Below are 13,245 nucleotides of genomic sequence, written 5' to 3'. Positions count from 1 at the left end.
AAAAACTAATTACATCATATAATAAATTTAACTGTTGCGGTATTGGAGAGTGATTGGATGGCGAAAAAACATAAAACAGCGGATGATTATTTATATCATTTATTTATACATATGAACGCTGTAAATCAATTTGTAATTTTTAGCGGTTTGACTTTGAAACAATTTTTTGGGGCGGTTGAATCAATAAAAAATATTTTGTTGCTGAATCAAAGTTACGAAGACGGTTTATTTAATATGCATACTCAATTGGATTATATTCCAGGTGACGAAATCAAAAACTTTGTAAAAAAGATGGAAGATTCCAATCGGGATTTATGCTGGGTGGATTTTTCCGACGAAAAGCAAGTCAATCAACTTACACCGATGGAACAAGCGGAATTGTTGTATCTAGGACATAAAAAAGAACCGGTAACCTCCCCCTTTTTCCCGAAATTGAAAAACCGCTACGTGTATTGTTCATCCGCTAATGAACAGACGACAAAAGTATATTTCCACTTTTTGGAAGATTTTGAGATGCTTGTTTCGACCCTCATCAATAATATTATAAAAGAAAACGGCGGCAACGGGGGGTTCTGGAGAAGAAAGTCAAAAGAGAGAATTCCAAAAATTGAGGCTGCCGATTTAAAAGCATACCGCCATTATTTTAAAGAAGGAGCGCTTGTGTCTATCTATAAAGCGGAAAAACCGAAGAATCATTTTGGGGTTGAAATTCGAACACTCTCCGATTATGATTACCCTGATGAAGTATGGAACGATTTAATAATGATATTAAAGCAGGATTATGATGAATTGATTAAACTGCAGTAAACTTCCCTGTCCAAGGGCCGATGACAGGGGGTTTTTCTTTTTTGCTATTCATGAAGTCATTCTTTTCATGATAAACTAGTATTACTTATAACTTGGAGGTCGAACAATGAAAAAACGGATTGGATTGTTATATGGGGGGAAATCCGCGGAGCACGAAGTATCTTTGATCACTGCTACTGCGGTAACAAAAGCCATTGATTATAAGAAATATGATGTAATTCCGATTTATATCACCCTTGACGGTGAATGGTGCCGGGGTCCTCAGTTGACAAAACCTGCGGAATCCGTCGAAGAATTAAAATTTACAAAAAAGGAAAGCAAACCGAATTACATTCTCGAATTCATTTTAGATGAAAATCAGAATCAGGCAAAATTCGATGTCATTTTTCCATTATTGCACGGTACTTATGGGGAAGACGGTACAGTTCAGGGTCTTCTTGAACTGCTGAATTTGCCCTATGTCGGAAACGGCGTGCTATCATCCGCTTGCGGAATGGATAAAGTCATCATGAAGCAATTGTTCAGTGTCGCGGGATTGAATCAAGTACCATTTGTTTATTTTATTCGTTATGAATGGGATCGAAATAAAGAAGCTTTACTATCAAAATGTGAGAATGAATTGGCCTATCCGATGTTTGTCAAACCGGCCAATTTGGGTTCAAGCGTCGGCATCAATAAGGCATCCAACAGAGAGGAGCTGGAGAAAGCCATCAACATCGCCTTCAAATATGACCGGAAAATCATTGTGGAACAGGGAATTGAAGCGCGGGAAATCGAAATGGCTGTTCTCGGCAACAATGAACCGAAAGTGTCCGTTCCGGGAGAAATCAAACCGACAACGGAGTTTTATGATTACGAATCAAAATATAAGGACAATTCTACCCAACTCATTATTCCTGCCGAAATCTCTCCTGAAGTGGAAGAAAAAATGAAAGATATGGCCATCCGTGCCTTTAAGATATTGGATTGCGCAGGTTTGGTAAGAGCTGATTTCTTTGTGCGCGGGGATGAAGTGTTGATCAATGAAGTGAACACAATGCCAGGTTTTACTCCTTTTAGCATGTATCCGCTTCTTTGGCAAAACAGCGGCTTAAGTTATTCCGAATTGATTGATAGGCTCATTGAATTGGCGATTGAACGCCATGAAGAAAAACAACAACTCCAATTCAACAGGGAATAAGTGGGATGAAAAAATGAGAAAGAAAATTAAAGATATAGCACAATGGTTGAATATCGACATTGAAGAACTTGAAGGATATGGAGAGAATCTTGTAACCGGTGTTTCCATCGATACAAGAACGCTCAAAGAAGGGGATTTATTTATCCCGTTCCGCGGAGAAAAAACGAACGGACACAAGTTTGTCCAACAGGCCTTTGAAAAAGGGGCCAGTTGTTCCCTTTGGCTAAAAGATGAGCCAAATCCTCCCAAAAATGTGCCGCTTCTTTTCGTGGAAGATTCCGAGACGGCTTTGCAACAAATGGCCCGTATGTATCGGGAAGAATTGAAGGCGACATTTATTGGAATCACAGGTTCAAATGGGAAGACTTCTTCAAAAGATATTTTAGCAAGCTTGCTTTCCCCTTATTACAAAGTGCAAAAAACGATTGGAAACTTCAATAATGAATTGGGATTGCCGTTGACAATCCTTTCTCTTGATGAAGATACGGAGATGGCCGTATTGGAAATGGGGATGAGCGGGTTTGGAGAAATCGAATTTTTGTCAACCCTCGCGAAACCGCATTATGCAATCATTACAAACATCGGAGAAGCCCACATGCAGGAACTTGGTTCCCGCGAAGGGATTGCAAAAGCCAAATTTGAAATCATAAAAGGCCTCGATCCGGAGGGCGTCCTTTTTTATGACGGGGATGAACCGTTGTTGAGGGAATTGGTTGAAAAAACTCCAAAACTGAAATCCAAAGCGTTCGGTTTTCAATCAGGCAATGACTTGAGAATTTGTGAAATCGAAACGACGGAAAAGGGCAGCCGTTTTATGGTAGAAGGGGATTTGAACGGGGAATTTTTCATCCCGATCCTAGGTAAACATCAAGTCAAAAATGCATCCGGCGCCATGCTGGTTGCAAAATCCATCGGCTTGTCCGATGAGCAGATTCGAAAAGGTCTGGAACAAGTATCGCTGACAAACATGCGAATGCAACTTGTGCCATTGGGAGACATCTTGTTTATCAACGATGCTTATAACGCTGCTCCGACATCCATGAAAGCGGCGATTGAATTTCTTCAATCAACGTCCATGAGAAATGATAAGTGGCTCGTTTTGGGGGATATGCTGGAACTGGGCGAAAAAGAGCGGCAGTTCCATGAGGAATTGGCGGATTATATTGATGGGGAGAAGATTTCCAGGGTATGTTTATTTGGTCCCCGGATGGAATGGCTGTACCACCGGTTGTCTCCAAGATTTTCCGGAAGACTTTTATACACGAAAGATGATTATGGGAAAATCGTTGATTATATTAAACAATATGCAACAAAAGATACTTTAATCTTGCTCAAAGGGTCCCGGGGCATGAAATTGGAAACGATCATCAACGATTTACAATAAAAGTTTCTTGAAAAAAGTGAAATTCATGGAGACTCTTTGGATTCGAAATGAATTTCACTTTTTTATTTTGATGGGAGTGTTTTGGATGTCGATCGGAGTTTTAATGTTGCACGGATTTTCCGGAGGGCCAAATGAAATAAAACCTTTGGCGGATTACATACAAAAACATACCGATTGGTTTGTGGAGACACCTACATTATGCGGCCACGGGGATCAACTTTCATTAAATGGTTTTACCGCGGAACATTGGCTGATTGATGCCGAATTGGCATACAAACGATTGGCACAGAAAGCGGAACAAATTTTTGTTGTCGGTTTTTCCATGGGGGGAGTCATCGCTTTATATTTGGCGAAACGGTACCCGGTAAAAAAATTGGTGCTCCTGAGTGCGGCAGTAAAATATATTGCTCCTAAGCAATTGCTAAAAGATTTGAGGAAAATTGCAAAAGAAGCCGTTGGTGGACAATTGAAGAACAATGAATTTTTTCGGATGTATGAGTACAAACTGAGAAATGTACCCGTGAGTGCCGCAATACAATTTATGAGGATTGTCCGGCAGGTGGAGCCGTATATTGAATCGATTGATATCCCGACTTTTATTGTGCAGGGAAAATGCGATGGGGTCGTCCCGTATTCAACGGCACAATATTTATATGATAAACTTCCTGCAACGGAGAAATATCTTTATTATTCATCTTGCGGAAAACATCATATTTGTTTCAGCGAAGATTGCGAATCATGGTTTGCGGATGTGCTCCGTTTTCTACAATCATAATTAAAGCATTATCATTGCATCTTTTTCTGATGCCATGATAGACTAAGGAAAGCAATGGATACATTTTATGCAAAGACTCTTCAAAAGGGGAAGAGTGCTTTTTTTGAATGAATCGGTTTTATTCTAAGAAACCCGTAGAATGGAACCGCTCGGCAAAGACCGGGCTTTCTTTTTCATATATTCGAAAATTGGGGAATGGATTGCCGCAGTGCTTAAAGATCAAGCTCGACATTTGCCGACATTTCATCTGAAAATGTAACCATTTGTCAACTTAATATTTAAAAAGGAGTTTGAAGAGTTTGACAAATTTTTCAGAATTTAATATTAGCGAATCTACATTGCGTTCATTAAAGCGTATGGGATTTGAAGAAGCGACGCCAATCCAGGAAGGAACAATCAAATATGCTTTAGAAGGACGCGATATAATCGGACAAGCACAAACAGGTACGGGTAAAACAGCGGCGTTTGGCATCCCAATCATCGAAAAAATTGATACAAAAAAACCTGAAATTCAAGCATTGATCATTGCCCCGACGAGGGAGCTTGCCATTCAAGTTTCGGAAGAACTTTATAAAATCGGTTATGATAAGCGGGTAAGAATTCTATCGGTCTACGGTGGACAGGATATCGGACGGCAAATCCGCGCTTTAAAAAATAAACCGCAAATTATCGTAGGAACGCCTGGGCGAATTATTGACCATATCAACCGTGGCACATTGAATCTGGAAAAGGTTCAAACTCTTGTATTGGATGAAGCGGACGAAATGTTGAACATGGGCTTCATTGACGACATTAACGCGATTTTGGAAAATGTGCCTAAGAATCGCCAAATGTTGCTGTTTTCGGCCACAATGCCACCGGCGATCCGAAAAATCGCAACGAAATTTATGGAGAATCCTAAAGAAGTAAAAATAAAATCGAAGGAAATGACGGTTGAAAATATAGAACAATATTTCATTAAATCACAGGAACGGGAAAAATTTGATATTTTGACCCGGCTGCTCGATGTCCATCAGCCTGAACTTGCAATCGTCTTTGGACGCACAAAGCGTCGTGTGGATGAATTGGCCCAAGCATTGACGATCCGCGGGTATCTGGCGGAAGGAATCCATGGGGACTTAAGCCAATCAAAACGCCTGTCTGTGTTGCGGCAATTTAAAGAAAATAAAATCGATATCCTGGTAGCGACGGATGTCGCAGCGAGGGGATTGGATATTTCGGGCGTTTCCCATGTCTATAATTTCGATATCCCTCAAGACCCCGAAAGTTATGTTCACCGTATCGGACGAACTGGCCGTGCAGGGAATTCGGGGGTTGCGGTAACGTTTGTAACTCCCCGGGAAATGGGATATTTGCGTACAGTGGAAGAAACCACGAAAAAACGCATTACCCCGCTTCGCCCCCCAACGAAAGGCGAGGCTTTGGCCGGCCAGCAGAGATTGGCTATCGAAAAACTTATTGAAATTGTCCAGGCAAATGATTTAAAAGAATATCGAATATTTGCCGATGAACTGTTGGAAGATTTTGATGCGGTGGATCTTGTGGCGGCGGCCATTAAATCCATGACAAAAGAGCCTGACAATACCCCTGTAAAAATCACGGAAGAACCTCCGTTGCCGGCGAGGAGGGAGCGTTCAGGCGGACGCATTGGCCGAAGAGAAAACAGGGGCCGCAGGGAAAAAATTGGAGGAGGAAAAGCGAGATAAAAAGAAAAAGCAGAAAGGTGTCACCTTTCTGCTTTTTTCTTTCTCTATGCTTTTTGCATAGATTCTGCATATTGTTTTCGCAATTGAACTTTTTGGATTTTGCCGGAAGCCGTTTTTGGCAATTCATCCACGAAAGATGCGCTTTTAATGGCTTTGAAATGGGCCAATTTGGAACGGGTGAAATCGATCAGCTCCTGTTCCGTGACGCTATGTCCTTCTTTTAATACGACAATTGCATGAGGCGTTTCTCCCCATTTTTCATGCGGAACAGCGATGACAGCCGCTTCTTTTACGGCAGGATGTTCATATAATACTCCTTCCACTTCGATGGAAGAAATGTTTTCTCCGCCGCTGATGATAATATCTTTTTTGCGGTCCGTGATATCAATATATCCTTTTTCATCGATTGTTCCGATGTCGCCGGTATGCAGCCAACCATTTACAATTGTTTCCATTGTAGCATTTTCGTTTTTCCAGTAGCCCTTCATCACGCCATTGCCGCGAACGATGATTTCACCCATTGTTTTACCATCATGAGGAACTTCTTCTCCATTTTCGTCCACAACCTTTACTTCCGTACCGATAAATGGTGTTCCGGCTTTTGCTTTTAACCGGAATTTTTCTTCTTCCGGCAAGTCCAGGTATGGAGAAAGAATCCGCGAGCCTAAAGAAAGCGGCGAAGATTCAGTCATGCCATAAACTTGTATGAACTCCCATCCCAAATCTTTTTCAACACGCTCAACAAATGCAGGAGGCGGCGCTGAACCGGCGATAACTACTCTTACATTTTTAGGAATTTCCGGTTTATGTTCATCATAATATTGCAATAATGTATTTAACACTGTCGGAGCCATGTGAATAACCGTTACATTATATTTTTTGATGGCATCAAAAATTTGATCTGCCGCCACTTTTCTTAAAGTGACATGGGTTGCTCCGTTGGCAGTGTAATAAAATGGTGATCCCCATCCATTTACATGGAACATCGGCAATACGTGCAGGTACACGTCCTGGTCCGTTACCCGCAAGAAATGCATGGAGCTTAAAGCATGCAAATAATTGTTTCGGTGCGTGAGAAGAACACCTTTCGGATTGCCTGTTGTTCCGCTTGTGTATAGTAAACTGCATTCATCATTTTCATCCAATTCTACACGGTCAAATTCGGAACCGTCGAAGGAAGCAAGCCACTCGTCATAATCTATTTCATTTGTTTCATCATTTTTGTAGTGAACAATAATTGTTTCCACGGTATTCAATTTTGATTTGATCGGCTCAATTAGATGATAAAGATCCTGGTCGACGAATAACACTTTTGATTCGCTATGGTTTAAAATAAACAGGTAATCTTCAGGCTTTAATCGGATATTTAAAGGAACCATGATTGCACCAACCTGATAGATGCCATAAAAGCCTTCCAGCATTTCAATCGTATTTGGTGCAAGATAAGCCACTTTATCATATTTTTGGACGCCTAAAGATTGCAGGCCTCTTGATAACTGATTTACCCTTTGGTTGAATTGGCGGTAAGTGAATCGCCGATCTCCTTCATAACCAATGATGGCTTCTTTGTCTCCGTATAGTGTTACGGCCCGATCTAAGAATTGGGTCAAGACTAAAGGTACGTTCATTCTACATACACTCCTTATAAATGACTTTGTTTTTAACGTGAACATTTTTGCAATCTCGTAGCAGCCCCAATCTTTTATATGAATTTCATATCATAATTATGATAGATTTTCAAAGAGAATTTAGAATTTTGAAACAAATTGATAGGATAGTCCGTACGAAGATATGTAGAAAAGAAAAGAGGTGGGAAAATGAGAGGAGAACTCGAGTACAAAATTCCTCGGAAAGGTTTAACGGTTTGGCGATTATATGGTCTTATTTATACTTTTTTCTTGTCCGTCATTGCGGGAACAATCAGTTTTCTTACATATCAATTTGACTGGTCTGCCGCTATTTATTTCATTTCTGCAAGTGTTGTCCTGATTGCCGCTATAGCGTTAATCTGGCTGTTTCCAAAGATCCGATGGGATCATTGGCGTTATGAGGTAAGGGAACAGGAAATCGAAATTCAAAGCGGCCTGTTTGTCGTGAAGAGAACTTTGATTCCGATGGTTCGGGTTCAGCACGTGGATACGATGCAGGGACCTATCCTGAAAAAATATGATCTGGCCAACATCGCGATTTCTACTGCAGCGACAACGCATGTGATTCCGATGTTGATAACGGAAGAAGCGGATCATTTGAGGGAAAGAATTTCCGAGTTGGCGAGGGTGGCTGAAGATGATGTATGAAAAATATAGACTCCATCCCATATCTGCATTTATTAATTTTTTAAAAGCGTTGAAAGAGCTTCTTTTTCCATTGATTATTTTGGTGATTGTCAACGGTTTTAATTTTAAAGCAGATGGTAAAGAGATATGGGAATATATCCCTTTGTTTATTTTTTTATTGGTTGTTATTTTTTATTTAATTTCCGGAATCGTTAAATGGTTTACTTTTGTCTATTGGTTTGAAGACAATGAACTGAGAGTCGAATATGGATTGTTCGTCAAAAAGAAGCGCTATATCCCTTTTGACCGCATTCAAAGTTTCAACTATAAAGAATCGATCTTTCACCGCATTTTTGGTCTTGTGGAAGTGACAGTGGAAACGGCAGGAAGTACGAATGGGAGGCCGGAAGCGGAGTTTACAGCGATTACAAGAGAAGCGGCCGCAAGGATAGAAAGGGAAACGAAAAAACTAAATATTGGGCAGGATAAGGACGATGAAATAAATGTTGAAATTGGCGGTGCAAAAGTTTCGGACCAATTGCAGGAAGAAGCTCATGTGATACACAAAATGTCCGCAAAAGATTTGCTGTTGCTTGCTACCACTTCGAACAGCGTCGGGGTGGTGATTGCAGGTGTCGCAGCTCTTTTTTCCCAAATTGCCGAGTATATACCGACTGATTGGATTGTTGAAGAAATCGCTGCAATGATTCAATTTGGATTTATTTTTATAATGGTCATCATTTTTCTTGCATTTTTATTTGCCTGGATTTTGTCGGTAATGATTACGTTTATTAATTACTATGATTTTACGGTGGTGCAGGAAAACGACCGGATTATTATAACACGTGGCTTGTTGGAAAGAAAAAGAATCATTATCCCGAACAACCGGGTGCAGGGGATAAAAATCATCGAAAATCCTTTAAGACAATTCTTCCGTTATGCAACGGTGGTTGTGGAAAGCGCCAGCTGGGGATTTGGACAGGGGGATACAAAAATTATGCTGTTTCCGCTTATTTCAAAGAAAGAAATGTCGGAACCCCTGCAATATTTATTCCCTCAATTTACATTCGACTTGGAAGGAGAATTTGTCCGTCCTCCTAAAAAATCACGGCCGCACTTTTATAGAGTGTATATTTTAAGTTTGATCCCAATCATCGGATTAAGTTCTTATTTCTTTTACCCTGCCGGTTTATTGTCCATCTTTCTTGCATTGTTCGTTCTCATAATGGGATTATGGCAATACAAAACAAACGGCTATCTCATTTCGGGAAATCAATTGACGTTAAGGTACCGTGTGATCAGCCGGGTGACGTTCATCGCCGAAAAGAAACGGATTCAAGTTATTCAAAAGAGACAAAATTTTTTTCAAAAAAGGAAGAAAATCGCGACTGTACAAGCGACGGTTATGTCCGGCCTTGCCGGAGCAACGGCGCGGGTACCCCATCTGGACGAATCGGATGCAGATGCAATTTTATCGTGGTTTGAAAGAACGAGAGGAATAAATAAAGAGAGTGCATAAGCACTCTCTATAATCATGAATTTTTTATTGCACAATTAGTGTTATTTCCTGCGCCAACGTAATATATTTTTTGGTGAGAAGTAGGCAAGTCCGAACAAAAATCCGGTAATTAATCCACCAATGTGAGCGGAAATATTGATACCCGGCTGCAAAAAGGTCATGATTAATCCGATGACAATGATTGGCATAATGATTTGATTCAATTGCGGTATTGTGTTTTTTGTGTAGTAGGCAAGGGCCGCATACGCTCCAAAAATTCCATAAATCGAACCGCTGGCTCCTACACTGGCATAATCCGGGGATTCAATAATAAATGTTGCAACATTGCCGAAAATCCCTGAAAACAAATAAATCGTAATAAACCTCAGTTTTCCTGCGATTCTTTCCAGTTCCGGCCCGAACAAAAATAAGGAAAACATGTTAAATAAAATGTGGAAAAAACCTCCGTGTAAAAAAGTGGAAGTTATGACCCGCCACCACTCACCTTCAGCAATCAACCAATTAACGCTCATTCCTAAATATAAAACCCTATTGCCAATAAAAGGAAGCGATGTGATTATGTATGCAATAATATTTAGTGCGATCAGCGTTGAAACAACAGGATAAAATTTTATATACTGCCTGAAATTTTCTGTACGGATAAACATAGACGTCACCTCAATTTATAAAATTATTATACCTTGTTTTTACAGATTAATAAAAGGGGAACCATGACATATGATTAAAGGAATAGGATTGGACATAGTAGAGATTGAACGAATCAGGAAATTGATCCATCAATCTGAAAAATTCCATAAACGCATTTTATCGGAACGGGAGCAAAAAATTTTTCATCAACTTTCGGATAAAAGAAAATGTGAATTTTTGGCGGGGAGATTTGCGGCAAAAGAAGCATTTTCCAAAGCAAATGGCACTGGGATAAGGGAGGGATGTGAATTTCATCAAATTGAAATTTTAAACGATGAACTGGGCAAACCGGTACTTTATTTTCATGGTCAAGCCGTGAACGGTTTTGTCAGCATCACTCATTCGAGAGATTATGCTGCGGCACAGGTGCTCCTTATGATGGATTCTTGACTTTTATGAAAGTTGGCTATTGTCCAAAAGTGATAGCATAAACAACTACCTTCCTTCATATATTTGTCCTATCGAGTTAGAGTAGAAAGGATGGAGTTTTGAGACGCAAAGTAATCATATTTTTCGTTTTGTTGTTAAGTGTCATGGTGCTTGGTGCTTGCGGTAAAGATTCCAAGGAAGAAGTTTTGGAGAAGCTGCACGAAAAATGGGCTAAAGGAAAAGGTTATGAACTGGAAGCGACAATGGAAATTAAAACGGGAGACGAGCCAAGGATTTATGATGTCAATGTATGGCATACACAACCGGATTTCTACCGGGTTCAAGTGTCTCAACAAGATGAAGACGTAACGCAAATGATCATCCGCAATAAAGAAGGGGTTTTTGTTGTTACGCCATCACTCAAGAAAACGTACAAATTCCAAAGCGAGTGGCCAAAACAAAACAGCCAGCCTTATTTAATCGGCGCTTTGGCTGAAGACTTGTTGGCCGATAAAAATGTCCAAATGGAAGAAACGGATAATCATTACATCTTTACTGCGGCAACAAGAAACAATCATAAGAGCATCATGCCTACACAAAAAGTGACAGTGGATAAGAAAACGTTGCTGCCTAAATCGGTTTCCATTTTAAATGAAGCGGACGAAGAACAAATGCTGATTACATTCAAAAAGATCGACTTAGGAGTTCAACATAAAGAAAAAGAATATGCGGTTGAACAATTTACAAAGGATGAAAAACAAAATGTGGCAACTGAAGAAAAGCAAAGTACTAACTTCCAGACATATTATCCGGTATTGGCTTGGGGCAACACGACTTTAGCGGATGAAAAGCGAATCAAAACGGAAGACGGAACAGAACGGGTGATTTTAACATTTGAAGGTGACAAATCATTTACATTGGTACAAGAACCGGTGGAAGTTGGCGAATCCGCAACGATTCCGGTATTCCAGCCGGGAGAACTTTTAGATTTGGGATTCACGATTGGAGCCATTACAGATCATTCGTTAAGTTTTGAGAAAGATGGCATTTCATTCTTTATTGCTTCCAATGATTTAACAAAAGAAGAAATGATTGAAGTTGCTTCGTCCATTTCCGAAGGCAGTCTTAAGTAATTTCGTTGCTTTGTTGGACGGAGAGTTTTACAATACAAAAAGAATCACTTAGATAAAAGGTTTAATAAAGAAAAAAGAGGGAAAAATAACAGATGCGTACCAATAAGCACTTCCGTCCAACAAAAGCTATTATTGATTTGGATGCTATCAAATACAATGTTCTTCAACTAAAAAAACATATTCAGCCCAATGTTCAAATTATAGCCGTTGTCAAGGCGAATGCTTATGGGCATGGAGATGTGGAGGTGGCGAAAGCGGCTCTTGAAGCCGGTGCGAGCATGCTTGCAGTAGCTACTCCGGAAGAAGCGCTTCATGTTCGTAAGCATTTACCTGATCCTGATATATTGGTGTTGGGATATTCGCCAACCTCTTTTGCAGAATATGCTGCAAATGAAAATATTACATTAACGGTTGATTCTCCAAACTGGGTTAATGAAGCGAAAAACAGTTGCAAAAAAACGTTGAAGTTACATATAAAAGTGGATACAGGAATGCATCGTATTGGTGTTGCAACAGAAGAAGAATTGCGCTCGTTGTATGAAGCGATACAATCGTCCGGACAATTTGTTGTTGATGGGATTTTTACACATTTTGCAACAGCAGACGAAGAAGACGAATCGTATTTCCAAAAACAAGTCAATCGGTTCGAACAATTTTTGAAAATACTGCCAAAAAAACCTCGTATCGTACATGCAGCTAATACGGCAACCGCTCTGATCAAAGACGCCCGTTTACAATATGATGCGGTGCGTTATGGTATTTCAATGTACGGACTTGCACCTTCCGAATATGTCAAATCAAAGTTGCCATATCCACTTAAACCAGCCTTTTCACTAGAAACGGAATTAGTAGCCGTAAGGCAAATCGGACCAGGCGAGTCTGTCGGCTACGGCGCTTCATATACTGTTGATCGCCCGACTTTTATTGGTACAATACCCATTGGTTATGCTGACGGATTGATTCGCAAGTATAGCGGACAGGATGTTTTAATCGATGGGAAAAGAGTTCCCATTGTCGGAAGAATTTGCATGGATCAATGTATGATTGCCCTACCTGCTGCATATAATATTGGTGAAAAGGTTGTTTTAATAGGCAAACAAAAAAATGAAGAAATAACAATTGATGAGTGGGCTGCCAAAGCTGGTACAATCAATTATGAAGTTCCTTGCATCATCACTTCCAGAGTACCCAGAATTTACTGCAAAAAAGGATAATTTTCGACAAAAACCTCAACAAAAACCACAAAAATATTGTAAAATTACAGAAATTGTAACATCTTGTCTTTTCATCTCAAATTAACGATGTTAGAATGAGAGAGAGTGATGAGATTAGGTTGGTTTTTGTGGAGGTGCTTATTGTGTATGCGAAAAAAGTGAATGATGCAAAGGAAATGGCAGCTCTCCCTAACG

At 40.1% G+C, this 13,245-nt stretch carries 12 protein-coding genes; 10 read left to right on the top strand and 2 right to left on the bottom strand.

The features are described 5' to 3' along the window. Positions 1-57 precede the first annotated feature (57 nt). From NST62_RS12370 to NST62_RS12350, 5 genes are all read left to right on the top strand, one after another. Complete coding sequence (locus tag NST62_RS12370; protein WP_328215982.1) at positions 58-807, top strand: hypothetical protein; 750 nt, start codon at positions 58-60, stop codon at positions 805-807. 106 nt (positions 808-913) lie between these two features. Then, the gene (locus NST62_RS12365; protein ID WP_141602661.1) at positions 914-1,987 is read left to right on the top strand and encodes a D-alanine--D-alanine ligase; all 1,074 of its coding nucleotides are present in this window, start codon (positions 914-916) and stop codon (positions 1,985-1,987) included. Between the two features lie 13 nt (positions 1,988-2,000). Beyond that, a complete protein-coding gene (gene murF, locus NST62_RS12360) occupies positions 2,001-3,371 on the top strand; it encodes a UDP-N-acetylmuramoyl-tripeptide--D-alanyl-D-alanine ligase (protein WP_342462939.1) in 1,371 nt (456 codons plus the stop codon). An 85-nt stretch (positions 3,372-3,456) separates the two neighbouring features. Continuing rightward, positions 3,457-4,146 carry an alpha/beta fold hydrolase gene (locus NST62_RS12355; RefSeq protein ID WP_141602663.1) on the top strand — a complete coding sequence of 230 codons (690 nt, stop codon included), beginning with the start codon at positions 3,457-3,459 and terminating at the stop codon, positions 4,144-4,146. Positions 4,147-4,445: 299 nt separating this feature from the next. Then, positions 4,446-5,852, top strand: coding sequence for a DEAD/DEAH box helicase (locus tag NST62_RS12350; RefSeq protein ID WP_141602664.1), 1,407 nt, complete (start codon positions 4,446-4,448; stop codon positions 5,850-5,852). A 44-nt stretch (positions 5,853-5,896) separates the two neighbouring features. Here NST62_RS12350 and NST62_RS12345 read toward each other — a convergent pair whose 3' ends face one another. After that, positions 5,897-7,480: a long-chain-fatty-acid--CoA ligase gene (locus NST62_RS12345; RefSeq protein WP_328215980.1), complete on the bottom strand. Its 1,584-nt coding sequence runs from the start codon at positions 7,478-7,480 to the stop codon at positions 5,897-5,899. Positions 7,481-7,669: 189 nt separating this feature from the next. Between NST62_RS12345 and NST62_RS12340 the strand changes: the two genes are divergently transcribed. Next, the gene (locus NST62_RS12340; protein ID WP_141602666.1) at positions 7,670-8,149 is read left to right on the top strand and encodes a PH domain-containing protein; all 480 of its coding nucleotides are present in this window, start codon (positions 7,670-7,672) and stop codon (positions 8,147-8,149) included. Next, positions 8,139-9,647 (top strand): PH domain-containing protein, encoded by a 1,509-nt coding sequence (locus NST62_RS12335; RefSeq protein ID WP_342462938.1) that lies wholly within the window; start codon positions 8,139-8,141, stop codon positions 9,645-9,647. Before NST62_RS12340 ends, NST62_RS12335 begins: the two co-directional genes overlap by 11 nt. 41 nt (positions 9,648-9,688) lie before the next feature. On the opposite strand, the gene NST62_RS12330 is transcribed toward NST62_RS12335, so the two are convergent. Continuing rightward, positions 9,689-10,294 carry a rhomboid family intramembrane serine protease gene (locus NST62_RS12330; RefSeq protein ID WP_342462937.1) on the bottom strand — a complete coding sequence of 202 codons (606 nt, stop codon included), beginning with the start codon at positions 10,292-10,294 and terminating at the stop codon, positions 9,689-9,691. Positions 10,295-10,364: 70 nt separating this feature from the next. Here NST62_RS12330 and acpS point away from each other — a divergent pair, with 70 nt between their 5' ends. From acpS to alr, 3 genes are all read left to right on the top strand, one after another. Beyond that, complete coding sequence (acpS, locus tag NST62_RS12325) at positions 10,365-10,724, top strand: holo-ACP synthase (protein WP_141602669.1); 360 nt, start codon at positions 10,365-10,367, stop codon at positions 10,722-10,724. 98 nt (positions 10,725-10,822) lie between these two features. Next, positions 10,823-11,836 carry an outer membrane lipoprotein carrier protein LolA gene (locus NST62_RS12320; RefSeq protein WP_141602670.1) on the top strand — a complete coding sequence of 338 codons (1,014 nt, stop codon included), beginning with the start codon at positions 10,823-10,825 and terminating at the stop codon, positions 11,834-11,836. A gap of 92 nt (positions 11,837-11,928) precedes the next feature. Further along, positions 11,929-13,050 (top strand): alanine racemase, encoded by a 1,122-nt coding sequence (gene alr / locus NST62_RS12315; protein WP_141602671.1) that lies wholly within the window; start codon positions 11,929-11,931, stop codon positions 13,048-13,050. The last annotated feature ends 195 nt before the right edge of the window (positions 13,051-13,245 follow it).

It is taken from the genome of Ureibacillus sp. FSL K6-8385 (genome assembly GCF_038593155.1).
GTDB classification, from domain to species: domain Bacteria; phylum Bacillota; class Bacilli; order Bacillales_A; family Planococcaceae; genus Ureibacillus; species Ureibacillus terrenus.
This window is presented reverse-complemented; position numbering and strand designations above follow the sequence as displayed.

What these genes read in the sequence shown, in the direction of transcription:
- NST62_RS12365 (WP_141602661.1), top strand. Translation starts at nt 914, where the DNA reads ATGAAAAAACGGATTGGATTGTTATATGGGGGGAAATCCGCGGAGCAC.
- NST62_RS12340 (WP_141602666.1), top strand. Translation starts at nt 7,670, where the DNA reads ATGAGAGGAGAACTCGAGTACAAAATTCCTCGGAAAGGTTTAACGGTT.
- murF (WP_342462939.1), top strand. Translation starts at nt 2,001, where the DNA reads ATGAGAAAGAAAATTAAAGATATAGCACAATGGTTGAATATCGACATT.
- NST62_RS12370 (WP_328215982.1), top strand. Translation starts at nt 58, where the DNA reads ATGGCGAAAAAACATAAAACAGCGGATGATTATTTATATCATTTATTT.
- NST62_RS12330 (WP_342462937.1), bottom strand. Translation starts at nt 10,294, where the DNA reads ATGTTTATCCGTACAGAAAATTTCAGGCAGTATATAAAATTTTATCCT.
- NST62_RS12345 (WP_328215980.1), bottom strand. Translation starts at nt 7,480, where the DNA reads ATGAACGTACCTTTAGTCTTGACCCAATTCTTAGATCGGGCCGTAACA.
- NST62_RS12355 (WP_141602663.1), top strand. Translation starts at nt 3,457, where the DNA reads ATGTCGATCGGAGTTTTAATGTTGCACGGATTTTCCGGAGGGCCAAAT.
- alr (WP_141602671.1), top strand. Translation starts at nt 11,929, where the DNA reads ATGCGTACCAATAAGCACTTCCGTCCAACAAAAGCTATTATTGATTTG.
- NST62_RS12335 (WP_342462938.1), top strand. Translation starts at nt 8,139, where the DNA reads ATGATGTATGAAAAATATAGACTCCATCCCATATCTGCATTTATTAAT.
- acpS (WP_141602669.1), top strand. Translation starts at nt 10,365, where the DNA reads ATGATTAAAGGAATAGGATTGGACATAGTAGAGATTGAACGAATCAGG.